26 protein-coding genes and 1 tRNA gene are annotated in these 25,342 nt (G+C 36.0%); 3 read left to right on the forward strand and 24 right to left on the reverse strand.

The window, feature by feature from the left end:
- The 15 genes from A5844_RS11625 to map form a co-directional block, all read right to left on the reverse strand.
- On the reverse strand, positions 1 to 1,590 hold the full coding sequence (locus tag A5844_RS11625) for a class I SAM-dependent methyltransferase (protein ID WP_086285352.1): 1,590 nt from the start codon (positions 1,588 to 1,590) through the stop codon (positions 1 to 3).
- The gene (locus A5844_RS11630) at positions 1,580 to 2,800 is read right to left on the reverse strand and encodes an ABC transporter ATP-binding protein (RefSeq protein WP_086285353.1); all 1,221 of its coding nucleotides are present in this window, start codon (positions 2,798 to 2,800) and stop codon (positions 1,580 to 1,582) included. Before A5844_RS11630 ends, A5844_RS11625 begins: the two co-directional genes overlap by 11 nt.
- 11 nt (positions 2,801 to 2,811) lie before the next feature.
- Positions 2,812 to 3,618, reverse strand: coding sequence for an ABC transporter permease (locus A5844_RS11635; RefSeq protein ID WP_086285354.1), 807 nt, complete (start codon positions 3,616 to 3,618; stop codon positions 2,812 to 2,814).
- Between the two features lie 364 nt (positions 3,619 to 3,982).
- A complete protein-coding gene (locus A5844_RS11640) occupies positions 3,983 to 5,212 on the reverse strand; it encodes an EpaQ family protein (RefSeq protein ID WP_179190597.1) in 1,230 nt (409 codons plus the stop codon).
- A 359-nt stretch (positions 5,213 to 5,571) separates the two neighbouring features.
- The gene (locus tag A5844_RS11645; RefSeq protein ID WP_086285355.1) at positions 5,572 to 7,587 is read right to left on the reverse strand and encodes a DUF7657 domain-containing protein; all 2,016 of its coding nucleotides are present in this window, start codon (positions 7,585 to 7,587) and stop codon (positions 5,572 to 5,574) included.
- A gap of 48 nt (positions 7,588 to 7,635) precedes the next feature.
- The gene (rfbD, locus tag A5844_RS11650; protein WP_086285356.1) at positions 7,636 to 8,487 is read right to left on the reverse strand and encodes a dTDP-4-dehydrorhamnose reductase; all 852 of its coding nucleotides are present in this window, start codon (positions 8,485 to 8,487) and stop codon (positions 7,636 to 7,638) included.
- Positions 8,488 to 8,745: 258 nt separating this feature from the next.
- On the reverse strand, positions 8,746 to 9,774 hold the full coding sequence (gene rfbB, locus A5844_RS11655) for a dTDP-glucose 4,6-dehydratase (RefSeq protein ID WP_086285357.1): 1,029 nt from the start codon (positions 9,772 to 9,774) through the stop codon (positions 8,746 to 8,748).
- Positions 9,775 to 9,797: 23 nt separating this feature from the next.
- Positions 9,798 to 10,370: a dTDP-4-dehydrorhamnose 3,5-epimerase gene (gene rfbC, locus A5844_RS11660; protein WP_086285358.1), complete on the reverse strand. Its 573-nt coding sequence runs from the start codon at positions 10,368 to 10,370 to the stop codon at positions 9,798 to 9,800.
- A gap of 12 nt (positions 10,371 to 10,382) precedes the next feature.
- On the reverse strand, positions 10,383 to 11,249 hold the full coding sequence (rfbA, locus tag A5844_RS11665) for a glucose-1-phosphate thymidylyltransferase RfbA (protein ID WP_086285359.1): 867 nt from the start codon (positions 11,247 to 11,249) through the stop codon (positions 10,383 to 10,385).
- Between the two features lie 94 nt (positions 11,250 to 11,343).
- Positions 11,344 to 12,054, reverse strand: a complete 711-nt coding sequence (locus A5844_RS11670) for a glycosyltransferase family 2 protein (protein ID WP_179190600.1) — start codon at positions 12,052 to 12,054, stop codon at positions 11,344 to 11,346.
- A gap of 4 nt (positions 12,055 to 12,058) precedes the next feature.
- Entirely contained in the window at positions 12,059 to 12,883 is an 825-nt protein-coding gene (locus A5844_RS11675; RefSeq protein ID WP_086285361.1) for a glycosyltransferase, read from the reverse strand.
- The gene (locus A5844_RS11680; RefSeq protein WP_086285362.1) at positions 12,883 to 13,683 is read right to left on the reverse strand and encodes a glycosyltransferase; all 801 of its coding nucleotides are present in this window, start codon (positions 13,681 to 13,683) and stop codon (positions 12,883 to 12,885) included. The genes A5844_RS11675 and A5844_RS11680 overlap by 1 nt, the downstream gene beginning before the upstream one ends.
- Positions 13,684 to 14,814, reverse strand: coding sequence for a glycosyltransferase family 4 protein (locus A5844_RS11685; RefSeq protein WP_086285363.1), 1,131 nt, complete (start codon positions 14,812 to 14,814; stop codon positions 13,684 to 13,686). It lies immediately after the preceding gene.
- Positions 14,815 to 14,891: 77 nt separating this feature from the next.
- Complete coding sequence (locus A5844_RS11690; RefSeq protein ID WP_086285364.1) at positions 14,892 to 15,815, reverse strand: YihY/virulence factor BrkB family protein; 924 nt, start codon at positions 15,813 to 15,815, stop codon at positions 14,892 to 14,894.
- Between the two features lie 343 nt (positions 15,816 to 16,158).
- Complete coding sequence (map, locus tag A5844_RS11695) at positions 16,159 to 16,923, reverse strand: type I methionyl aminopeptidase (RefSeq protein ID WP_086285365.1); 765 nt, start codon at positions 16,921 to 16,923, stop codon at positions 16,159 to 16,161.
- 157 nt (positions 16,924 to 17,080) lie between these two features.
- On the opposite strand from map, the gene A5844_RS11700 reads away from it, so the two are divergent.
- On the forward strand, positions 17,081 to 17,527 hold the full coding sequence (locus tag A5844_RS11700) for a flavodoxin (RefSeq protein WP_086285366.1): 447 nt from the start codon (positions 17,081 to 17,083) through the stop codon (positions 17,525 to 17,527).
- A gap of 111 nt (positions 17,528 to 17,638) precedes the next feature.
- Here the strand turns inward: A5844_RS11700 and A5844_RS11705 are convergent, their stop codons facing one another.
- On the reverse strand, positions 17,639 to 18,208 hold the full coding sequence (locus tag A5844_RS11705; RefSeq protein ID WP_086285367.1) for a TetR/AcrR family transcriptional regulator: 570 nt from the start codon (positions 18,206 to 18,208) through the stop codon (positions 17,639 to 17,641).
- Positions 18,209 to 18,467: 259 nt separating this feature from the next.
- Between A5844_RS11705 and A5844_RS11710 the strand changes: the two genes are divergently transcribed.
- Positions 18,468 to 19,700 carry an aminopeptidase gene (locus A5844_RS11710; protein WP_179190601.1) on the forward strand — a complete coding sequence of 411 codons (1,233 nt, stop codon included), beginning with the start codon at positions 18,468 to 18,470 and terminating at the stop codon, positions 19,698 to 19,700.
- 219 nt (positions 19,701 to 19,919) lie between these two features.
- Here the strand turns inward: A5844_RS11710 and A5844_RS14340 are convergent, their stop codons facing one another.
- The gene (locus A5844_RS14340) at positions 19,920 to 20,084 is read right to left on the reverse strand and encodes a hypothetical protein (protein WP_164498416.1); all 165 of its coding nucleotides are present in this window, start codon (positions 20,082 to 20,084) and stop codon (positions 19,920 to 19,922) included.
- Positions 20,085 to 20,232: 148 nt separating this feature from the next.
- Here A5844_RS14340 and A5844_RS11715 point away from each other — a divergent pair.
- A tRNA-Arg gene (locus A5844_RS11715) sits at positions 20,233 to 20,306 on the forward strand.
- 34 nt (positions 20,307 to 20,340) lie between these two features.
- On the opposite strand, the gene A5844_RS11720 is transcribed toward A5844_RS11715, so the two are convergent.
- The 7 genes from A5844_RS11720 to A5844_RS11750 all read right to left on the reverse strand — a co-directional run bounded on the left by A5844_RS11720 (position 20,341) and on the right by A5844_RS11750 (position 25,212).
- Complete coding sequence (locus A5844_RS11720) at positions 20,341 to 21,522, reverse strand: GNAT family N-acetyltransferase (RefSeq protein ID WP_086285369.1); 1,182 nt, start codon at positions 21,520 to 21,522, stop codon at positions 20,341 to 20,343.
- Positions 21,523 to 22,002: 480 nt separating this feature from the next.
- Positions 22,003 to 22,416: a DUF3284 domain-containing protein gene (locus A5844_RS11725; RefSeq protein ID WP_086285370.1), complete on the reverse strand. Its 414-nt coding sequence runs from the start codon at positions 22,414 to 22,416 to the stop codon at positions 22,003 to 22,005.
- Entirely contained in the window at positions 22,416 to 22,598 is a 183-nt protein-coding gene (locus A5844_RS11730) for a DUF3188 domain-containing protein (RefSeq protein WP_086285371.1), read from the reverse strand. The genes A5844_RS11725 and A5844_RS11730 overlap by 1 nt, the downstream gene beginning before the upstream one ends.
- Positions 22,599 to 22,631: 33 nt before the next feature.
- Positions 22,632 to 22,853: a hypothetical protein gene (locus A5844_RS11735; RefSeq protein ID WP_086285372.1), complete on the reverse strand. Its 222-nt coding sequence runs from the start codon at positions 22,851 to 22,853 to the stop codon at positions 22,632 to 22,634.
- A gap of 119 nt (positions 22,854 to 22,972) precedes the next feature.
- Positions 22,973 to 24,436 carry a PTS sugar transporter subunit IIC gene (locus tag A5844_RS11740; protein WP_086285373.1) on the reverse strand — a complete coding sequence of 488 codons (1,464 nt, stop codon included), beginning with the start codon at positions 24,434 to 24,436 and terminating at the stop codon, positions 22,973 to 22,975.
- Between the two features lie 111 nt (positions 24,437 to 24,547).
- Positions 24,548 to 24,868 carry a PTS lactose/cellobiose transporter subunit IIA gene (locus A5844_RS11745; RefSeq protein WP_086285374.1) on the reverse strand — a complete coding sequence of 107 codons (321 nt, stop codon included), beginning with the start codon at positions 24,866 to 24,868 and terminating at the stop codon, positions 24,548 to 24,550.
- Positions 24,869 to 24,894: 26 nt separating this feature from the next.
- Positions 24,895 to 25,212: a PTS sugar transporter subunit IIB gene (locus A5844_RS11750; RefSeq protein ID WP_010735963.1), complete on the reverse strand. Its 318-nt coding sequence runs from the start codon at positions 25,210 to 25,212 to the stop codon at positions 24,895 to 24,897.
- Positions 25,213 to 25,342: the final 130 nt, after the last annotated feature.

Raw genomic sequence — 25,342 nt, forward strand, 5'->3', positions numbered from 1 at the left:
TTACATTTCAATAAACCAAGACTGGCCATTTTCAGCGATGACCTCCACTAAAAAAGGTCTATCCTGTTCACAAAGGACATGTAGCTCGAATCCTGCTTTTGTATTTTCTGGTAATCCCTCTGCTTGATTTACTTCTACTCGTTCAACAAAGTGGACATCAAAAAATGGCGACTGATCAGCAGATAATTTATACGATAACGGTTTTCGATTTTCGTTGGAAATCCCCCAACCAATAATCGTGACTAATTTCGTTTCTGGGTCCCATGTTCTTTGATCGATGCATAATGAAAGGTCTTTTGCTTGGATTTTTTTAGATGTTTCTTTTACACGTGTGAAACGATGCTTCGCTTTCACTGTCCATTCATTTGTATTCAATAAATCAAAATAACGAGTAGTCGTTGTCTGTAAATAATGGTCCAACATTGCCTTTTCACTCTGCAATTGCTGATTTTCTTTATCTAATCGATCATTTTTCTCCACTAACTGTTTTTGTACTTCAGCCATAGGTTTGATCACTGCGAGTAATTCACTCATCGTATCAGTTAGTTCTCCGATAAAACGATAATGACAGGTGATTTTAAGTTCTTGGCCTACAAGATTCGTTAAAGTAAATTTAGGCAGTTCTTGTCCATCAAATAAGTAGCAGTCCGTAGCAGTCTTGATCACTGCGTTTGATTGCACAAAATCGATTTTCTGGTGATCGACTTCTGCGTGAAATTCTAGATAACTAGGTTGCTGTGCAAAGATAAAATCAACGGCTGTTATTTCTTCTGTAAGAGGAAATGTCAACTCTTGATTTTCTCCAGTATAATTATTGAATGGTATTTTTTGGCTGTTCCGATCCTGAGCCGTATGCTGAATCATTTCAACTATTTTTACATAATTTGAATTTTGTGGCTCAACTGCCTTATGTTCAGGTACTGGATGCTTCTTCAGCGAAAAGAAATACTGATAGACTTCCCCGAAAGGACGCATCTTGAACTCATAACGAACTGCTTCTGGCAAATCTTCATACGAAGAATTCAATTCTGTGTCTCCTACAGCTAAGTAAAGATAGTCTTCAATATTAACGTACAGTTCAGCCTTTTCAAACACTTTTTGAAAACCATCATGAGTATAAAAAGAATTATGTGTTTCATCTAGTAAGCCATATGACGCCCAAGGTAATTCATTATTGAAAAGATGGATCATTACTGAATTGTGTACGAGATTTGGGAAAGTGATTAGAATCTCACCTTCTTCATTTAAAAATTCTCTGACTTTTTTTAATGTTTCTACTGGATTGACTAAATGTTCTAACACATCTGCAAATAAAATGTAATCGAAAGTTTGACCTTGATAATAATTCGCCCACTCAAAGCTTTCGATATCCCCATAAAAACCATCTTTTGAAAACTCACTGACAAAGTCGAATAACTCTTTATCCAGTTCTACGATGCTGACTTCACAATTTTTCGCACCCATCAAATGTTTTGTCAATCGTCCATTCCCAGGACCAAATTCCAAGACTTTACTATCAGGTTTGATCTGCGCAGCAATTTTCCCTACGCTACTTTGTTCATCCAAATCCATTTCGAAATCATACTTCATCTTTTTGACTACCTTCTTCCCATTGATGATCCAAAACAACGATTCCTTCACCAATATAAGAACCACTGACAAACAAATTCATATACTTTGTTTTATAAACTAAAGGAACAGTGGCATTTTCTTCAAAAACAGCCACATCAAAATAATATTCACCGGCTAGCAGACCTAATTTTTTATATTCTAGATAAAAAACGTTTATTCCTTTCTTCCAAGGAATAGTTACATCATCTAGCAATGTATTCAATCCACAAACATAAAAATTATCCACTGTGCGCAATGCGATACCCAAAACAGGCTTTTTGATAGACTCATCTTTAACTTCATACGTAACTTTCACAAGTAAGCTTTCTCCTTGTTCAAGCATGTCAATAGGTTGTTTATTTTCATCTAATAATTCTGCACTCAATACGTCAACAATATCAGGGGCTGCGAATCGTTCCACTTGATTTTTATTTCGATCGACCGTTTTTACTGATTTTTTCTTCAGGAAATTCTCATAGTTCGTGGTTACATCCATTGTGTCACCATACTCTACGACTTCTCCATTTTTTAACCAATATGAACGATCACAAAACCGACGGATCGAACTAATATCGTGAGAAACGAATAAGATCGTCTTACCTGAATTTTTGATTTCAGTGAATTTTTCCATACATTTCAACTGAAACTCAAGGTCACCAACTGCTAATGCTTCATCCACGATCAGAATATCTGGATTGACATTGATTGCTACCGCAAACGCCAAACGAACAAACATCCCACTTGAATAAGTTTTGACAGGTTGATAGATATGCTCGCCAATATCGGCAAATTCAATGATATCTCCGACCATCTCATCAATTTCTTCACGAGAAAAACCAAGGACCATCCCATTTAAATAGATATTCTCATACCCTGAGTATTCAGGATTAAAACCAGAACCTAATTCTAATAATGCCGAGATTTTCCCTTCAATCTCCATTGTGCCGCTAGTCGGTGTCAACACGCCAGTGATGATTTTTAGCATTGTTGATTTTCCAGAACCATTTTCTCCAACGAAACCAATCATTTCCCCTTTTTTGATCTCGACATTGATATTTTTCAATGCATAAAAAACATCATGGTACGATTTTTTAAAAGGATTAAGAGCTTCGCGGAAACGATCACTAGGTTTTGCATACATGTTGTATGATTTCGTGATATTGTTTAATTTAATCGCATATTCTGTCATATCTATACTCCTTACAGCACATCTGAAAAATGTGGTTTCAATCTACGGAACACTACTGATCCGATTACAAAAATTACTAATGTGAATACCCAAAAATATAATGTATACATGCCATGTTCCCAAAACCATGCTTGGCTTAAGAATGATTCACGATATCCTTGAACAATATAATACAATGGATTCAATTTCAAAATCTGTACAATGGCTGGGTTAAATTGACTAGGACTCCAAAGAATCGGTAATGTCCACATGATCAATTGAAGTAAAATCGTAATCAGTTGTACAATATCTGGAAGAAAAGGCTGAATGGATGCAGTCAACCAAGTAAGACCAGTCAAAAATGCTACCATACAAAACAAATAGTAAAACAATTGTAAGGACATCACTGTCGGATAGATACCATGTCCTATTGCTACTACTAATCCAATCAAAATAAAGAACAAATGAGTATAAAGATTTGAAAGAATTTTTGTGGTAGGTAAAATACGGATATTAAATACGACTTTTTTTACTAAATACGTATACTCGCGAAAAACCAAAGTCGTGGAAGTAAAAGCATCTGAAAAGAAGAACCAAGGCACCATTCCTGTGATCAGATAAACAATAAATGGATACTTACCGTCTGTCATTGCTGCTTTTAACCCAAAGCCAAAGACCAACCAATAGATCAGGACAGTAAATACAGGATTGATGAACGCCCATAAAATCCCTAAAAATGAACCCGCATAGCGTGATTTAAAATCATTCAGCGAGAATTGAAGTAATAACTTTCGATTCTGATAGATATCTTTTATAAATAAATACAAATCTTTAAACATTTGTGTTCCTCCAAGCAGTTTCTGTTAATTACAGTCAACAGCCATTTTACCACATTTTTGACGACGGACTGTGATATTCTATAATTCTTAATTTTGTATTACATAAACTTTATACCAACGTTTCTATTTTACAAAAGATAACCTTTAATTGCAATGAAGCAAAAAACGTAGACATACTGAAAGGTTAAGTTTCCAAACACTTAAAAACAAAGGATCTAAAAGTATAAAAAAGCTACTTTCAGATCCTTTGTTTTATTTTTTGAACTATATCTTCCAATTACAAAGCTACTTGTACTCTAACTCATCATTAAATGAAGTAATGGAAACAAAGAATAGCTCCTATCCTAAGACAGCTATTTTTTGATTAATGATAACGTTCTGCTCTAGAAAGAGAGGAAACAGTAGAGTTTTTCTTATCTCGCTTTTTTTTAGGTGAATTATCATAGCGATTACTAGCCATTGCTAACAATAGGTAGACAATCGGAACCCACGGAAAAGAAGTCAACGTATCTTCCATAAATGACTGGACCATCACTGCTAGAAATGCCCAAAGAAAGGTTAACTGTCCATTCGATAAATCAGCTTTTAATGTCAATCTGCCAATATACACAAGTAGCAATACCCCCGTAATGCCAATCCCTACTAGTCCATATAAATTCAAAATAGAATTATAGCTATTATGATTTCCTAAAAATTCATTCCCACGTTGATAAATAAAAGGTTTCATTCCAACAAACACTTGCTGACTTTTTTCGCCGATCGTTTCGTAGAATTTCAACCAAATATCTTCTCTTCCTGTAAAAATATTAACCTTTTCAGAAGTTGCAGCTAAATATGAGATAGGAAGGGCTAAACCAATGATTGCTAGATAACCAATAAATGGCGCACGAATAATTTTGAAGAGCTTTTTAGGCCAACAATCTAAAAATGCAAAAAGCAACATCGCGATCAATGCAGATCGAGATTGACAGACCCAGATTCCTAAAAATGCTGCGATAATCGCAGGAATACTCAAAATCCGAATGTACCATCGTTCAAATGAACTCGCAAAACCACTAATCAATAAGCCTAGCATCATCAACGAGCTACCTATGGTATTTGTATTGATCCAAATATCAGATAATTTGTTGTCTGGTTTCCATAAACTTTGGCCTTCGGGTATTTGAATTTCGGTAAATATACGATAAAGTGTCACACTTAAAAAAAGAGAAAATACAAGTAAGTAGATGGCTCGATCTAATCGATCAAATTCGATCCATTTCACTGATAGTCCTAATAACACGATCAATGGAATCAAAAGATTTCCATAAAAAGAACTTCCTCTTACATCCGTGAAATACGTATAAAATCCAAACGTTGCTATAGCTACAACTAAATAAAAAAAGTCAAATCCTCTTGCCTTATAAAGGTTTAAGCCCGCTAGTATAAAAATACCAAAAGTGACGAATGGCGAACTATTTTCATATAAAAACGAAGCAACAGGATTACTTAATCCAATCGTCCAAATAAAAAAAAGTGACGAAAGCATGAGCAGTAAAATTCCTGCACTCATTTTATTAATAAATTTCTCGACAACCGTTTGAATAGTTTTCAACCTCCCTTCTTAAATTCTATCGTACAACGATTCTTTACTAGAGCCGTTCGATTGATCATTTCTAAAACAATGAACCAAGGTTTAAAAATCAACTTACGATAAACAACTGAATAGAGAGTGTACCAGATGTACTCCATTTAAAACATCAAGAGACCTACTGAGAATCGTTTCTCTTATTTTCAGGATGCTTCTCTTTATTTTTTGAAGGAGGTACTTCTGGTACATCACTTGATTCATTTTAATATATAGAGATGCTTTTTGTCTCAGCCATTTCTGTTACATTCATTAAATCTTTAATTTTTTTCTTTTTATCTTCCACAGAATAATATTTTCCCTACTATCAAAGCACTTTCTCTCTATTATTGTCCAGTTAACTGTGTTTGCCAGTTTGGATATTCTGGATAAGTGACTTCAAAAATCATGTAGCCATCTTTATCAGGCCCATATAGTTGTTTAAATTGTGCTTCATTTAATTGATTGTAATCATCCAATGGACGTTTACTTACTACATACTTGATCCCTAATTTTTCTGCATCTTCAAAATTAAGTGTCACAGAAAACATATCTGGTCGATCTAACTTAAACGCTGTCTCTTCTTTTGCAATAAACGCACGTGTATGGGCATAACGATTGTAGAATTTCTCATACTTCCCATCAGGATCGATCAATTCCCAAGCGTCCATATCCGGATAAAACCGCACTGTATTGAATGATTTCACTCCCAAGGTTGGGGTGAAGTTATAGATTTCATCTTCAGACAACCACACTTGATCTGGATCTTTCTGATCAATTTTTTGGATTTCTTTTGCTAAAGATTTTTCAAAAATCGCGCCTGTTCCTTCTACCACAGGATTAACAAAGAAACCTGAGGCAATGACCAAAACTGTAAGGGCAAGATAGAAAAGTACTTTACGACGAAACAATGCAAAAGCTAAAAGAATAGTTCCCAGTACAACGATACCGATGATCTCAAACTCTGAAAAATAGTTTTCCATCTTCGAGTTTTGCAAAGCGTAAAAATAAAGCCCCGCATTTGCCACTAACAATATAAATTTATACCAAGTTGGAATCACATCATGCTGCCAAATATAAGCAATAAACCAGAATGTTAATAGACATGCTGCAAAACTAAACGTTAAGATTGCTCTAAACGGCGGAACAAATGATAGTAATGTGAGTTGAGCAAACCCTTTAGGTAACCCAACAGTGATCCAAAAGATTGCAAATAAACAGAAAATCATCAAGATTCGTCCTATGATCTTTTGTTCACGATCTTTCTTACCAAACAATACAAAAGGACTAGCCAGAAATACAGTAGGAAAGAAATGATAGAACAAAGCGACTTCCGAATTATTCGAAAAGTTAATATCTTCAAACGAGATCTTCCAGTTTGTCAAAAAGTAAAAGAACTCCCCAATATGCCATTTTCCGCCTGTACTTATTCGGTTGCCTGGATACAATGTATTGATTGAAGCCATCAATGCATCTTTTGACGTAGACCAAAAATGAAGCATGACCACACTGATAAATAGAACAGCTGCTGTGATCAAGATCCCATCAAACAAATCCCACGTTATTTTATTGCGGAAATAAATCAGTACACCAATGAAGTAAAATACCAAGAGATAAGCTAACATCACTTGGTGGGCTGGATAAATCACTAAGATAAAGCCTATCCCGAAAATCATGACTAAAAGCATCATAAGCGTCCGTAACCACTTTTTATCATGTTGATAAAAGTAATGGTAAAAAGCAACCATCAGACCCATTGTAAAGAAAATCAAATCTCCTACATGTTGCATAAACCACCATTGAACTGCTGGTGAAAATGCCAAGGCAAATGACCCAATCAAAGAAAGGCCTTTATTCTTCTTCGTTAAAATCATCAAAAGTTCAAACCCTAATAACACCATGACAACTAATTTCATCGCCCAGTAGAAAGAAAGTCCACGGTCTCTACCAAGGAAAAAGAAGCCCCAATTAAAGGGTTTACCAATCACTGTGATATCTTTTACCGGAGAATTATAAGCGATGATCATGTTTTGCCCGTTCAAGGAATAGTCCTCGTTGACCAATGGATACCCCTTTTCAGCTTGTGACAGATAAAAAGGGGTCTGCACTAACCATTCATCAGAACGAACCTCTCGATTTTCTCCAAAAATCACATCGGATTTCTTTCCATCATCTCTTTGTGACACATAAGTATCCCAAACGCCCAGCGAACTACCATTTAAATTAAATGTGACAACTACAACTATAACCAAGAGGCCAATCAAATAACGAAGCTTTAAAAACACATCAAGGACCGGATGATTGGCTTGTTTTCTCGTTTGATTCATTCGGTGCTGTTGCCCACTTCTTGTTTGTTTTTCCATAAAATTCTCCAATTTCTAAGTTGTTTCTTTTTATGCTAAGGAAAAACCTTATTTATTTAATTTTTCTGCTTCTACTAGCATTTGTTCTAAAGCTTCTTGCCATGTTGGAATTGAAAAGCCTAGTGATTCTGCTTTTTTAAGACTCATCACAGAGTATTGTGGACGTGTCGCCTTTTGTGGGTATTCTTCTGAAGTAACCGGAACCACTTCGATATCTTCGTTTTTTAGAATTTCTTTTGCAAATTCATACCATGAACAGCTATTTTCATTTGATAGATGATACACACCGTAAGGAGCATTTTGTTCGAGAACATAAACCATAAACTCCGCAAGCGTTCGTGTCCATGTTGGACGTCCATATTGGTCGTCTACTACTGTTAAACGATCATGGGTTTGTGCCAATCGTTGCATTGTAAATACAAAGTTGTGTCCGTATACGCCAAAGACCCAAGAAGTACGAATAATATAGTAATCTTCTAAAATTTCTTGGACTGCTTGTTCACCTAGCAATTTTGTACGTCCATATTCATTTAGTGGATTGGTTGGATCATCTTCTAAATACTCTTCATTTTCTTTTTTACCATCAAAAACATAATCTGTACTAATATAAACTAATTTTGCATTTGCAGCTTTTGCGGCCAATGCTACATTTCTAGTACCATCTACATTGATTTTTTCATCCAGTTCTTTTCCTTCATCTTCTGCTTTGTCCACTGCGGTATAGGCTGCACAATGGAAAATCACTTCTGGTTTTAATTCTGTAATATAAGCCATTGTTTTTTCAGCATCCGTTATATCCAATTCTTTGGCATCTGTCGATACATAAGACAAGCCTTTTTCATCTAATAATTGACGCAATTCTGTTCCTAATTGTCCATTTCCGCCTGTTAATAAAAACATAAAGTTATCGCTCCTTGATTTTTTTATTTAAAAAAAAGGGGGGATGTGATAGCTGTCGTCTAACTATTTCTACAAAATAAACAAATAACTATGCAAAAGCCATTTTCCCGAAAATAAACCGAAGAATTCCAAAAATATCAAAATTATTTTTGGATTCTCCGGTTTATTTTCGGAGGTCAGTACTTGTGTCACATCCCCCTCTTATACTTATTCAAAAAGAGGTTACAAAAGAAAGTCTACTGCAAAAAGAACATCTGCTTATTGACCATTTTTGGCATAAGCTGCTTCAACGGCTTCTTTTTCTTTCTTCCACCAGTCTTGATGTTCTTCGTACCATTTGATCGTATCGGCTAAGCCATCACGGAAATTGGTAAATTCTGGTTTCCAGCCAAGTTCTTCACGCAATTTCGTGGAATCAATCGCATAACGTAAATCATGTCCTGCTCGATCTTGAACATGTTCATAGGCATCTTTTGGTTGTCCCATCATTTCTAGGATCATTTCCATGACCGTTTTATTATCTTCTTCGCCATCTGCACCGATCAAGTATGTTTCGCCAATTTTTCCTTTAGTTAAAATCAACCAAACGGCAGAAGAGTGATCGTTTGTATGGATCCAATCACGTACATTCTTTCCTTCACCGTATAATTTTGGACGAATACCACTTAAAATATTCGTGATTTGACGAGGAATGAATTTTTCGATGTGTTGGTAAGGACCATAATTATTTGAACAATTTGAAATCGTTGCTTGTAAGCCAAAAGAACGCACCCAAGCTTTTACAAGAAGATCCGAACCAGCTTTTGTAGAAGAATATGGACTTGATGGATTATAAGGTGTTTCAGCAGTGAATTTTTCTCCTTCACCTTCGCCATGCCCTGGTAAATCTTCCCGCAATGGCAGATCACCGTATACTTCATCTGTTGATACATGGTGGAAACGCACATTATATTTGCGACAAGCTTCTAGCAAAGTATACGTTCCGATAATATTTGTTTGTACAAATGGAAATGGATCTTTTAAAGAATTGTCATTATGTGATTCTGCTGCATAATGCACAACAGCGTCTGCTTCTTTTACTAGCTGATCTACAAGCTGGGCATCCGCAATATCTCCTACTACTAGTTCCACACGATCACTAGGTAAACCAGCTAAGTTTTCTTTATTTCCAGCATATGTTAATTTATCTAGCACAGTCACATGAACTTCCGGATGATTTTTCACCACGTAATGAACAAAGTTTGATCCAATAAAACCTGCGCCACCAGTAACAATGATATTTTTCATTAAAAACTTCTCCTTATCAATTGCTAGATTTCACCATAAACAAATGGGTTTTCTGCTTCAAATTCTTTTAATGTTGGATGATGCTGATCTTTTTCAGACATAATCGCTTTTGAAGGATCCATTGGCCAATCGATGGCTAAATCTGGATCGTTAAAGGCAATTCCTCCATCTGCTGCTGCATCATAATAATTATCACATTTGTAAAGGAAATTCACATTTGGAGTCAATGTCATGAATCCATGAGCATACCCTTTTGGTACTAACAGTTGACGATGATTATGTTCAGATAAGATGTAACTTTCCCACTGACCATATGTCGGACTTCCTTTGCGAATATCGACGATCACATCTACGACTGCACCTGAAGTCACACGGATCAACTTCGTTTGCGCTGATTTTCCTTTTTGGAAGTGTAGACCTCGGATGACTCCTGCCTCTGCGGACAATGAATGATTATCTTGTACAAAATCAAAATCCAGCCCAAATTCAGCAAATTTTGCTTTTGAATAGCTTTCTGTAAAGAAACCACGATGATCACCGAACACATCCATTTCGATAATTTTTACATCTGTTAATTTCGTATCCATTACTTTCATGAGTAAAACTCCTTATTCAGAGGCCAGTGCTAACAAATATTGGCCATATTGATTTTTTTTCAATGGTTGCGCTAGAGCAGCTAACTGTTCCTTATTGATATAACCCATACGATAAGCAATTTCTTCCAAGCAAGCTACTTTTAGATTTTGACGTTTTTCAATTGTTTCGATAAACGTTGAAGCCTCAAGTAAAGACTCGTGGGTTCCAGTATCTAACCAAGCAAATCCTCGTCCCATCAATTCTACAGAAAGCGCTCCTTTTTCAAGATAGGCTTTGTTGACATCAGTGATCTCTAGTTCACCACGTTCAGACGGTTTGATCCCTTTGGCAATTGAGATTACATCGTTATCATAAAAATAAAGGCCAGTTACTGCATAATTTGATTTTGGCTTTTCTGGTTTTTCTTCAATTGAAAGAGCCTGCATATTTTCATCAAATTCTACTACGCCAAAACGTTCTGGATCATTCACATGATATCCGAAAACAGTGGCACCACTCTCTTTAGAGGCAGCACGTTGTAACATTTTAGACAAACCACCACCATAGTAGATGTTATCTCCTAAAACAAGACATACACTGTCATCACCGATAAACTCTTCCCCAATAATAAATGCTTGGGCAAGCCCATCTGGACTTTCTTGAACAGCATATTCGATATGGATCCCTATCTCGTTTCCATCGCCAAATAACTCTTTGAAGCGAGGAGTATCTTGAGGTGTGGATATAATCAAGATTTCTTTGATTCCTGCCAACATCAAGGTAGACATTGGATAATAAATCATAGGTTTATCATAAATTGGCATTAATTGTTTAGATGTAGCCTTAGTTAAAGGGTACAAGCGTGTTCCACTGCCCCCAGCAAGGATGATTCCTTTCATATATATAAGCGCTCCTTTTTTTTAAAATTTCACTTTGCTATTATCTCATCAAACCAATGATTTGTCATGATTTTATTGCTAATTTAATGATCTTTTATCGCTCATGCCGCCATTTTCTTTGAATAAGTGCTTTTAACAAATGAACACGCCAAGAGATTTTTTGTTTCCATTTACTTTGCGTTTCAATTTGACTGGCATTGAAATCATGCCTGCGATAAAGTGTCAAAGGTTCTTTAATAAACCCTACATGATTCCCTGCTAGTAACCCGATCCACATATCATGCATCGGCACATCTTTAGGAATCGGCAAGATTTTTTCTTTCAAAGAAGAGCGAAAAGCCATGCCAGCGCCAATATAGTTGCTTCGAATCAAATTATTCAACCATCCTTCTTTGGATTTTCTAAATGCAAAATAAGAAGCATGGATTTCTTTCAATTCACTATCAACAATCACTAAATCAGATACCACCACTAATTGTTTTGGATTTTTTTCAAAGTAGCATGTGATCTTCTCTATCTTACTTTCTAACCAGACATCATCCTGATCTGCCAAAAAAATAAGCTCTCCTTGAGCTTGGCTAATGGCAAAACCAAAATTGGCGATTAATCCTTCTTTTGGTCCTTCAAAAAGTTTGATTCGCTCGTCTTTTGTTGCATATTCATTTAAAATCGACCAAGTTCCATCCACAGATCCATCATCTGAAATGATGACTTCATCTTCTGAAGATAGTTGAGTCAAAATGCTATCCAACTGTTCTCTTATATAGATTTCTCCATTAAAGGTTGCTATACAAACCGACCGCATCATTTCACACCTTCCAATTGTCAACAAGCGAACGTAGTGTTAACCGCCAGATTCCTCGATTTTTGATTGTCAAAAATTGCTTGATCGTTCTTAATATCAACTGTTTTCGATGTTGCCTTAAGTGAACCCTATCATATCCCTGATAAAAGTTGTCCTCTGCGTTCAAAATGGATCGATATCTTTCGGTACTCACTTTCTTATAATCTAAAACAGAAAGATCATGCTCGATCCTAATATCTAATACCAAGATTTCTTTTTTCAATTGAGCGATTTGCCAAAACATCCAATGATCTAAAAAATCTAATGGGAACATTGGATTAAAGCCATTGATTTGCTTTAAAAATTGACAAGAAAATACCACCCCAGAATTGATTGCCATGATCCGATCATGAAAGATGCCAGGTTGATCAACTACCTTAAAATGCCGATTAATATACTGAGCACTCAAAACAGGTGAGATTTGACGGTTAGCGGCAAATACCCTTGGTACTGCTGCTGCTAACTCATTGGACCATTCGATTTGATGAACCACATCAAAATAATCCATGTCAATCTGGGTGTCTTGATCTAACGTAACTAATGAACAAGCGGAAGTTACACAAGATAAGCCATAATTATAAGCTTGTGCCAATCCAGGGTTTGTTGGATCATGTCGATAATGTACATTTTCATGATCAAAAATTGGATCTTCATGAGCAACAGAGCTATTATCATAGACCACTAAGTAAATAGTCCCTTCTTTTATCGCCTGCTTGAGCACTTCATAAGAAGGAGATTGAGAGATGGTTTGTTGATATAAAACAATCACTACTGCTAATTGTGAGTTCATCAGAAAAAATTCCACCCCCATTTATTAAAAAATTTAACCATAGAGGACAAAAAGACTCGGAAAAGCTTAAAGTTCCGATGGGCCCCTTTTCCATATAAATGCACAACGGAAAAAAGAGGGGTATACAATAATTTTTCTCCTATTTTTTCAAAACTCAGACAAAGATCATTATCTTCGAAATACATGAAATAGCGTGTATCAAAGCCGTTTATTTTTTTAAATTTCGACACATCCACCACCATAAAACTTCCCGAAATCATTCGAACGTAAGATTCAACATCTGTCGGCAAATCTCGGCATTCAAAGCGTGCTAAACGCTTATCAAACATTTTCTTAACAAAACTTAAAGGGATAAACCGTAACATATAATCAAAGACATCCAAATGCTGACGAATCAGATGTTGCGTAGAGCCATCTTCATTAAGGATTCTTGGTGCGATCATGGCACATTCTGGATGTTCTGCCAATAATCCGACTAACTGGACCACTGTCTGCTCATCGACAAGAATATCCGGATTGAAGATAATCGCATACGGATAAGAACTATGCAATAAATTATGGTTGTGACCATAACCAAATCCACGATTCTCTGCATTGAAATAAATATTGATATAAGGATACTTTAAGTATTCTTTTAGCTTTTCTTGATATTCAGGAGATGAATTATTATCAAAAATCAAAAATTCAATCGCTGGTTCATCTCCTACTGTAGCAATAAATGTATCTAATGTTTGAAAAATTTTTTGACTATTGGCAGTCACAATACTAATTAAAATCGGCTGTCTCATTTTGTTCTTCATTTATGGTCGGTTCCATTTCTTAAAATATTTCTGCAATACTTGTGTACGATAGTCTTTATTTCCTAAAAATCGCAATGTTTTTAAAATAAATTGATGTTTCTCATTAATCAAACCGATTAATTCAAACAATAACATGGCGGCAAACAACATCACGAAGAACAACACTATGGTACCAAGACTGCCTGTATAATTCATGATCATTGCAGTAAATGAAAACATCAATGCAATGGCATAGATAGTTAAAACTGCCCCTTTATGAGTAAAACCTAATGCAATCAGCCGATGATGTAGATGCTTTTTGTCTGCGGTAGAAAAAGAAACGCGGTTGGCTTTTCTACGTATAATCGCAAAAAATGTATCGGTTACCGGTACGCCCATGACGATCAATAAAGAAATCGAAGAGACAAAAGTGACATTTTTTAATCCTTGTAAAGACAATACAGCCATCATAAAGCCTAAGAAAAGTGCCCCTGTATCCCCTAAATAAATCTTTGCCGGATAAAAATTATAAGGGAAGAAACCTATAATACTTGCTACAAGACAAAAGATGACGATGGGAATATAGACGGTAGATGAATGGAGAAAAAAATAACCAATGATACCGATTGTCGTCAAACCAATCAATGATACTCCTGCAGCTAAGCCATCCAAGCCATCAATCAGATTCACCGCATTGGTAATCCCAAAAATCCAAAATATCGTCACTGGGAAACTAAGCCAACCCAATTGGATATATCCGAAAAATGGAAGTGTAAATGAATCGATATGGATATCCGCCACAAAATAAACGATCAAAGATGCTATCAAAATCCCTATACTCTTTTGTTTTGGCGTAAGCTCGTATTTATCATCTAATAGCCCTGTCAAGATGATGACGGAAGCAGCCAATAATATAGGTAAAATATAAAATTGAGGAATAATATCTCTAAAAAGAATGATCGTTGAAAGTGCAAAGGACACAAATATCGGTAGACCACCTGCAGAAGGCATAGGAATTTTATTGATTCTCCTTGCATTTGGCTTATCCACCATACCAGTTTGCACAGAAATAATTTTAAAGACTGGGGTCAGTATCAAAGATAAAAATATTGTTAAAAAAAATCTTACTACCATACTAAAAGAAACCAGCATCTTGGCACCTACTTTAATTTAAGAGTCATTAATTATTATAAAACACTGTAATAATTTTACAACAAGAGCCTTTAGTTCTACTCTTTTTTTTGTGAAAATTTATTTTTTATTTTGCTGAACCATCTGCTAGTAGGGGTACGTCTTTCTTTTATTTCTGCACCTGTTATGTATTCTTGCACAACAGCATTGATGATCCCACCCAAAATGATAATGGTCGCTGCAAAGTTCAACCAAAGCATTAATACGATGAAACTTCCGATGATCTGGTAACCGCCTACGCGTGTAGCAAAATATTTTGCATAGATTCCAAAAACTTGGGAAAGGAGCATCCAACCAACTGTTGCAAAAACAGTTCCCGGAATTACCGCCTTTAACTTTAATTGTGCATTAGGTACGATCAAGTAAATCAAAAACATGACCACGAACAACGCAACTGAAGTAATCGGCCATTTCAATGCTTGAAATTGATCAATAAAGTTTATAGGAATATTGAAAATAGGCTGAATCGCATCTAGGATCAATTGTCCGAAACCTAAAACAATCGTTACCCCACTGATTGCAATCATAAATAATAAAATGACAATCAACGAGAAGAAACGTACAATGATGAAATTCTTACGATTATCCACGCCATACGCTTTATTCATTGCAATTTGTAACGCATTGATACTCTGACTCGCTGACCACAAAGCTGCTAAAGCCGACACTGAAAGCAAACTCCCTGAACTTTGAGTCAATAGATTTTTAACAGCAGGACCAATAAACTCGTAAATAGTTTCAGGAATCACTTCTCGGATATACGTCAATACTGTTCCTTGATCAATTTGTAAGTAAGGTAAAATATTTCCGAATGCAATAATCAGCGGAAACAAAGATAACAATAAATAGTAGGCAACAACCACTGAAGTCGTCCCCATTTCTGAATCCACGATACGTTTTTGTGTCGTTTCAATAAAACGCATCAAATTCTTATTCTGCTTTATTTTGTTCCAACTGTTCATAGCAATCCCCTAAATCTGTAGTATAGTCAAGGTTATGACAACAGTGTTTTGATCTGAGCAGTAAGACAGACAATCGAAAAATAGCACCTCATATTTTAAGATTGTCTAGCTTAGTGCCGAAGATCAGCTGTTGGAATACCGTTTATCAAGGTTATGAAAGAAGCGTTTTGCACTGAGGAATAAGACAGAAAAATGTGAAATAGCCCTTCATATTTTACGATTATCTGGCTTAGTTCCGAGGATCAGTTCCAAGTACTAAGACGAATGTTGAAAAAATAGTTCCTCCTACTTTTCCAACATTCTTCTTCATACGTAAATTGATTTTTTAATTTCAAATTAGCATTTAATAGGTTCCTTCTTCACCTTGGGAAGTTAGAATTCTTGGACCATCTTTTGTAATTGCAAGTGTATGCTCATATTGACAAGAAAGTCCGCCATCTCTTGTATAAGCTGTCCAACCATTTGGATCCATTTTCATTTTCCACGTACCGGTATTGACCATTGGCTCAATAGTGATAACCATTCCTTCTTTTAAGCGCAATCCCTTACCAGCTTCCCCATAATGAGGAACAGCAGGCTCTTCATGAATAGTCGGACCCACGCCGTGTCCAATAAAATCACGAACGACTCCATAATTTTCGCCTTCTACATAAGTTTGAATAGCGTGTCCGATATCTCCAATTCGATTTCCGACTTGTGCTTGTTCAATCCCTATATAAAGAGCTTTCTTTGTTACTTCCATCAATCGGTCAATTTCTGGGGTAGACTCACCGACTACATAAGCCCAACATGAATCAGAAATCCCACCTTTAAGATCAATACACATGTCGACCTTAACCAAATCTCCATTTTTCAATGGCTTTTTACGTGGAAAGCCATGACAAATCTCGTCATTGATACTGATACAAGTCGCATATTCATAGCCTTCAAAACCAATTTGTGCAGCAATTCCTCCATGGCTTTCAATATAGTTACGGACAAACACTTCGATATCCCAACTTGTCACACCAGGTTTAATAAAATCTCGCAGATTTTTATGTACATCTGCTAATAAAGCACCAGATTCAGCCATTGCTTCAATTTCACGTGCTGATTTTAATGTAATCATATTCTCGTCTCCTTTTTACAAATCTTTTTTATTTTACCATAGTAGTAGGGATTTAGCCAAACTAGACATTACTGTTCAAAACTGCCTTTCTTTTTCTTCATAGTTTGGTATAATCTATAATTGTTGAAATGGAATTTAATTAATTAGGAGGCGCCCTATGACTTTAGCAAAAATTGTTTACGCAAGTATGACTGGTAATACAGAAGAAATTGCCGATATTGTTGCAGAGGCTCTAGAAAATTTAGCGATTGATGTGGAGATCAATGAATGTACCCAAGTTGATGCTGATGAGTTTACAGATGCGGATATCTGTGTGGTTGCTACTTATACATACGATGATGGAGATCTACCGGATGAAATTGTGGACTTTTATGAAGATTTACAAGAACTATCATTAAGTGGAAAGATTTATGGAGTATGTGGTTCCGGTGATACTTTCTACGATGAATTTTGTAAGTCTGTTGATGACTTTGATGCTGCCTTTGCTAAAACTGGTGCTATCAAAGGAGCTGAAAACGTTAAAGTCGATCTAAATGCCGAAGAAGAAGACATTGAGAATCTTGAAGCCTTTGCCAAATCACTTGTTGAAAAATTATCTGAATAATAAAAAAGAAGAATGTGTGGGCAACACACATTCTTCTTTTTTTAGAAGCTTATAAATTTCGGAAATCAATGTATGACTTTAATTGGTATATTTTCTATCAAAAAAATGAATTTAATCTATTTGAATCGGGTTCTTCAAATTTAATATCGCGTCAATACTATCTTGAATCATCCGTTCAATTTGCTTATCAGAAGGATGGATAATATTGGATGACATCAAAGCAGCAATCCCCGTAGCAATGATCCAAGTACCATTATGAAGCGAAATAAGCTGCTTTTCTGGCAAGTTCATATACTTTGGATCTTCTTTTACTACATCCATGAAATAATTATACGAAAAATTCTGCATTTCTCTTCCCCCACCGTACTCTTCCAAATACAAAGAGCTATACAGTTTCTTTTCTCGATTAGCAAAATGGATATAATTTAGTGCTAGATCAACAATTGTATTGCCTGTATGTTCTACTGGAAAAACATCATACTTTAAGTAATTGTAAATTTGTTCAAATAGCGCTTCTTTCAAATCATCCATATTTTTAAATTCAAGATAAATCGGCTGAGTAGAACAGTTCATCTTGTTTGCAATGTTACGTGCGGTAAATTTTGAAAATCCTTCAGTGGCAGCTACTTCATAGGCAGCTGCCAAAATCTGTTCTTTCGTAATCGTTTTTTTTCTTGCCATAATATTTTAATCTCCTTGAAATTATTTATAACGCTTCCACCATTGATTATCATTATTGTACCATTTTTTTTTGTTAAGCAAAACTTGTTTTTTTATTTTTTATTAAATTATTACTAAGAAGCTACCATCACATATGTTTTACCAGTTTTCTAATGGAATTCAAATGATTATTTTATAAGACGTTCGATTGTTTCCTCTCTCATAAAATGTTATTATGTGGTGAGTAATTGCAAAAAAAATAATGAGGAGGATTTTAATGATGTTATCAAATTTTAATAAAAATTTAGAAAAGTATGCACGCTTGATTGCACAAACAGGAGTGAATGTATCTAAAGGACATACAGTCGTTTTACAAATCAGTGTAGAGCAAGCTGATTTGGCACGTTTAATTACAAAAGAGGCTTATCAATTAGGAGCTTCTGAAGTGATCGTTCAATGGACAGATGACATCATCCAAAAGGAATTTCTCTCTCACGCTACAGAAGATCGGATAAATAATGTCCCACAATATAAAATTGATCAAGCAGACGATTGGATTGAAAAGGGAGCAAGTAGAATCAGCGTTGTCTCTTCTGACCCGAATGCATTTGCTAATGTTGATGGCGATCGAGTAGCTGCTTATCAAAGTGCGACCGGTAAAGCAATGATGAACTTGCGTAAAGCCACCCAATCAAATAAAGTCAGCTGGACAGTCGTTGCTGCTGCTGGCAAACAGTGGGCAGCAAAAGTATTTCCTGATCTTCCTGAAGAGGAACAAGTGGATGCGCTATGGGATGAAATATTCAAGACAACTCGTGTATATGAAGCTGACCCAGTAACTGCTTGGAAAAATCACGATGAAAAACTTGCGACTAAAGCTGAAGAGTTAAACAAGGAACAGTTTACAGCCTTACACTATACTGCTCCAGGAACGGATATCGTTATAGGTCTTCCTAAAAATCACCTTTGGGAAGGAGCGGGCAGCTACAATAGCCGCGGAGAAAAATTCATGGCTAACATGCCAACAGAAGAAGTATTTACGGCGCCAGATAGTCACCGTGTAGACGGTTATATTTCTAGCACGAAGCCTTTAAGCTATGCGGGTACAACGATTAAAGGTATGAAGTTTACTTTTAAAGACGGAAAAGTAATTGATTTTTCAGCAGAAGAAGGACAAGAAGTATTAGCCAAACTCTTGGATACCGATGAAGGTGCTCGTCGTTTAGGCGAAGTAGCACTTGTACCGGATCCATCCCCGATTTCTCAATCTGGAATCATCTTTTATAATACTTTATTTGATGAGAATGCTTCAAATCACTTAGCGTTAGGTTCTGCCTATGCTTTCAGTGTAAAAGGTGGAACAGAAATGACAGACGAAGAATTAGCTGATGCTGGTTTAAACCGAAGCCAAACACATGTCGATTTCATGGTTGGTTCAGATAAGATGAACATTGATGGTATTCGTGAAGATGGATCTACTGTGCCAATTTTCCGTAATGGAGATTGGGCATAAATACTTGCCTTGTTTTCTAATTATAGTTAGAGTGATGCACTCAACTCAAATAAAAAGGTGCGACACCCAGAAAATAGATTATCCTATTTCTGAGGTGTTGCACCTTTTTTATTAAAGTTCATTTGGTGAAACATGCCTTATCTAACCTTTAGAAATCAGGTAATGCTTCTTTGCTTTTTATTTCATAATAAGTATCTTTGCTTGACCAAGATAAAGAAATTATAGCAAATCTTCTTTTTTAGTAAACTTAAATTTGCGACTTTCTTTTTTTTCAGGTTTAGCTTCCTCATATTCCTTAATCGCTTCTTTGGTAATTTCTTCTCGTTCTTTTTTATCTTCATTTACTCGTTTTGCATAAACTTTTTCTTTTGGTTCTTCACTCATAACAAACAACCTCCTCTTTTCCCACATCTTTATTCTATCATCTTATAAATGCTTAATGGTAACGTTTTGCTTATAAAACATTCGCTACCTGGATCTAAAATAAACTTGCAAGAAGAATTCAAAAAAGCTACAATAGCAGTATCGAGAGGTTCCTGTAGCTCAGTAGGATAGAGCAATCGCCTCCTAAGCGATAGGTCGCTGGTTCGATTCCAGTCAGGAACGTTAGACTCACTTTAGAAGAAATCGTTCATCACACTTAGAAATAATCATTCAAAACTGGTTGTTGACTCGGGAAAAATTGACTGAGTTCAGCAATCTTTTCTTTTGAAATTTGGATTTTCTCATGAAAAGCTAACTCTTCAAGAGTCTGATATCCTAGTAATAGTTGAGTCATGCTTTGAATAGTTCCACTGATTGTTGGCAAAGTAGTTCGTTCGACTTTCTTTACATTGATCTCCTTATCCTCAATGTAAACTTCAAAAACCCCTTCATTCCATTTTGCATAGGAATCTTCAGTTACACATAATGCGAACTTCATTTCTTTTTTCTGACAAGGATAATTTTCTAAAAATTTCTCAATATCTACGATTCTGCCCATCATATAAGGGCTGAGCTTTGTTTTTGCAAAAGGATTCTCCAATAAATAATTTTTACTTGTTCCAGTAAAACCGGTAGCATACTCAAATGAATCAAATGCACCACTATGGGAGCTGACAAATCGCATCAAACCTTGTAATGCTTCATGATTCAAATACCCCATTTCGACGATCACAAAAGTCGGAGCAGCTAATTGATAGACAAGATATCCAGTTATTTTTTTCTTTTCATCATAATAAAGTGCATAATGATTTTCTTTGCGCTTATTGAATTTATAAGTGTACCACCATTCCTTTCGATCTAATCCACCACGATTATTTTCTGGCATAGTTTCATAAATCTCTTTTATCGCCCCTTTTGCTTCTTCAAAAGTAACACGTTTCATCTCACCACTTGTTTTTTTGACAGTCGGTATATCTCTACTTGCTAATTGATAGGTCATCCGATCGAATAATTGTTCGTATCCATAACGACGATAAAAAGGGTAAGAAAACGGAGCTAAATAAGATAATGTGACGTTCCTTGACCGACAATCTTCAAGGATTTTTTCCATAATACGGTTGATGCCGCCTTGCCCTCTTGCTTCTGGGTAAGAAGCTACATAGCCAATCCCAGCCATTAAATAGGTTTGCCCATGAAATCGAACGGGAAATGGTGTAGCCATCACTTGACTCGTTAATTGATCTTCCTGATCAAAGAACCCATAGTTCCATGAATTTTCAGCAAGCAATTGAAACCGTTCTCTTCTTTCTGTAGTATCTTGTGCATTAAATGCATAAGTAGCTAAAGCAAACATTTCGTCAATATAGGCTTCTTGCAATTCTTTTACAGCATTCGTCATCTCTTTACCTCTTTCCATAAATATCTATACCAATTGTACTATTTCTCTATTCCTTTTGATAGTAGTTGGCTTTAGAAATAAACACTCTATATACTTCTCTTTAGTTGACTCACTCAACAAGTTTCTTGAATCGTAACACAAACTAATAAAGCCATTTTATTAAATATTGGTAGTCATTCTTCTATTTCTCTAAAGGGGAATGGATTATGTTTTACTATCAGCTTGTGGATATTTCCTCAAAAATAAGAATATACGGAATTCCATTCTCAACATTTCCACTTATTACGAAAAGCAATCTGCTATCGCCATCCTATTTAAGAACTTCTTCAAAAAATAAGCCGAAAAATCTCGAAAATAGGAAGAACTATTTTCAGATTATTCGGCTTATTCCTCGAAAGTTGTATACATCATTACAACCTCTTTGATTTTCTTCATCCATCATTTGCCCTCATGCGTTTCTACTCAGTCAGCAGCATAAAATCAATAAGACTCCTCAATCATTACGAGCATCTTCTTGAAACGACGTTTTTTGAAAAACATCAACATCGTGCCTAACAACATATCATTTAGTTTTTGGATCATACCATGTGATTCCATCTCTTCCGTATAGTGAACTTCACATGTCTTTTCATCAATCGGCTTGATTTGATAATGAACAACAAAATCATTTTTTGTTGTAGAAGTTCGGAATTTATAAGATTGATTTTCAATGACTTCCTCGATTTTGATACGGGCACGATTATTTTGCGAAAACTGTTTAATGTATTCAAGATTTTTTAGTTGTTTACGTGTCACAGATTTACCAGTCGCTTTCCGCACGTCGAAAAGCACAGAGTCCATTACTTTATCATAGAAAAACGATGCTGGGATATTTAATCTCTTTACAATCTCCATTAGTTGTTTTTCTCCTTTGTTTCTTCTTTTTTCTTACCTTTTAAAAAGAAATAAATTCCTAATCCTGCTAAGAACAATCCTGTGACCATACTATATACATCATATTGTTGTGTTCCAGGATTCAAACTATATAATACGATCAAAGAACCGATACTGCATAAAAATAAGCCATTTTTCATCATTTCGATCATCCTATTCTATTTATAACCCATTTCTCAGACAGCTGTTGCTTGAAAATACAGTACAGTTCCCCAAGGTTGTGCTTTAATCAACTCTTTTGCTGTTTTAGCGGCTGCCTCTTTATCTTCTGCCGTTGTTTCAAAGAATAATTTAATTCCTTGTTTTTCCTTAAAAGTGAATGTTACACCTTCTTCATTATATCCTTCTAATACTTCTTTAATCGCATCTTGCTGCATCGCACTTGCAATTGAAATCATCTTTTATCCCCTTTTCTTAATTATTTGTCTATTAATTTTTTTATTTTCAAAGAAGTCTTGTGAAATAAAGAGGCTGGGATTTGACGATCGTCATGCCACAGCCCCTTCCTTACTTAAAATTATGAGTGTGTTTCTCCAGCTGCAGGATCCATTTTATTGGCAGCCATAACGAATGGTGCCCAGATGAAGAACGTTACTACCATACAAACAAGTGTCACGATTGGTGCACGCCAGTCAGCTCCGGTTGCAAGGAATGAAAGTAAAAATGGCGGTACGACCCATGTGACCTGTTGGGAAACTGGTGCTACTAATCCGAAGTAAGTTGCCAACCAGCCGATAGCTGTCGCTACAACTGGTGCTACTAAGAACGGAATAAACATGATCGCATTTAATACGATCGGCAAACCAAACATTACTGGTTCATTAATATTGAAGATACCAGGCCCAACTGATAGTTTTGCTACTGTTAAGTAGTCTGCTCGTTTGGACAATAGTAAGATCGCAATCAATAAGACGATAGTTCCACCAGATCCGCCAAACCACGCAAAGGCATCAAATGATCCACGAACCCACATGTAAGCTTTTCCATCTTCAATCGCATCTAATACAGCAGGTGTACCAGTTTTACCGTTATATCCTTTTTGGAAGATGTCAATATTGATTAATTGTGCTTGTCCCCAAATTCCTTCTAAAACTGGTGCCAATACGTTTGGACCATGAATCCCGAAGAACCAGAAAATTTGCACGAAAACTGTGACGATCAACACTGCTCCAAGACCTTGTGATAACCCTAAGAAAGGTTCTGCAATATATTTTTGTACCAAGTCAATGATCAATTGACCATTTGCTACGCGACCAACAACATAATTAATGATAGCAATGATATATAAAGCAATAGTCGCTGGTAAAATAGCTGCAAATGCTTTTGATACTGCAGGTGGTACTGAATCAGGCATTTTAATCGTTATATTCGCTAACATTAGTTTACAGAAGATGATAACAGAAATCGCGCCCATGATCATTACTGTAAAATAAGCGTTACCATTTAGATGGTCCAGTTTCAACCAACCCCATAACCCCACAGACAAAGTACCATCTGTAATTGTCGCGCCAAGTTCTGTACCATTGATGGCATCCACTACATTTTGTGGCACATTGACATTTAATGCAGCTGATAGTGACGGTCCAAAAGCAATTCCTTGAATAAGTGTGGCTAACCCAACGATTCCTCCAGCTAAGTCATTGACACCATAAGCACGTGCCAAGTTATAGCCCCATGAAAAAGCAAAAATCAGTCCAGCAATCGCTAACGTCCCATTCCACACAAAACCATTGATTCCAATAATAACATTTAATACGGCAAAAATTCCTTTATCTGCTGCCAAACTGTCAGCATACGTGCTAATAAATTGCTGTGGTAAATCTCGAATAATTGCATTGATCATTACAGCTACTGATCCAGCCATTGTCGCGGGTAATGTGCCGATAAAAGCGTCACGCAATGCAACTAAATGCTTCTGCGCACCAATTTTTGCGGCAACTGGAAGGATATATTTCTCCATCCAAAGTGTCAATCCGTTCATTTTTTACTTCCTCCTATAAGTTGTTTATATAAAGAATCTCTCCTTATATCAAATTAAAAAAATCCGTTCAAAAAATTTTTTTCTTCTCCCGTTCAAAAAAGAAGTTTTTTCTTACTCAACATAAGTTCTTCGGTATAAGTCAATGATTTCCTTAGCAAGATCCGTAAATGCAATGGACGTCATGAGATGGTCTTGACTGTGCACGGTCAGTAACGTAATTTGCATATGGTTGCCTTGCGCTTCTTGAGTCAACATCTGAGTTTGAGAATGATGTGCTTGCACTAGCGAGGCTTCGGCATCATAAATCTTTTGCTCTGCTAGATCAAAGTCACCTTTTTTCGCAGATGCAATCGCTTCTATTGCATCGCTTTTTGCATTTCCACCATACATGATCAAACCCATGATGGCTTCTAAATTCTGTTGGTCTTCCACGTTTCTACCTCCAACTTACCAATGATTTATTTCATTAATTTTTCAGCTTGCTCGAGTACTTTTGCACCGTTCATCATTCCATAGTCTTGCATGTTGATCACATCTAATGGAATTCCTTTTGGCGCTAGTTTTTGTTCAAATTGAGCTTTCATAAAACGAACTTGTGGGCCTAGTAAAAGGACATCAACATTTTTAGATTCTAAATTGTTGTCTGCATCAGAGGCCGATACCGCAAAAATATCTGCTTCCATACCTTTTTCTTCTGCTGCTTTTTGCATTTTAGTTACTAATAAACTTGTACTCATCCCTGCAGAACATACTAACATAATCGTTTTTTTCTCCATTTTGTCCACTCCTTTTAATTTGGTTTTACACATAAATATAACGCAAGAACTATGCCAAGAAAACAAGAGCTAAAATAGCGTTTTCACGACACTTAGCTCTTGTTTATAGTGCGCACACTGATAATCACTG

Origin of the sequence: Candidatus Enterococcus wittei, from assembly GCF_002140175.1 — a bacterium.
In the GTDB taxonomy this organism is placed as follows: domain Bacteria; phylum Bacillota; class Bacilli; order Lactobacillales; family Enterococcaceae; genus Enterococcus_B; species Enterococcus_B wittei.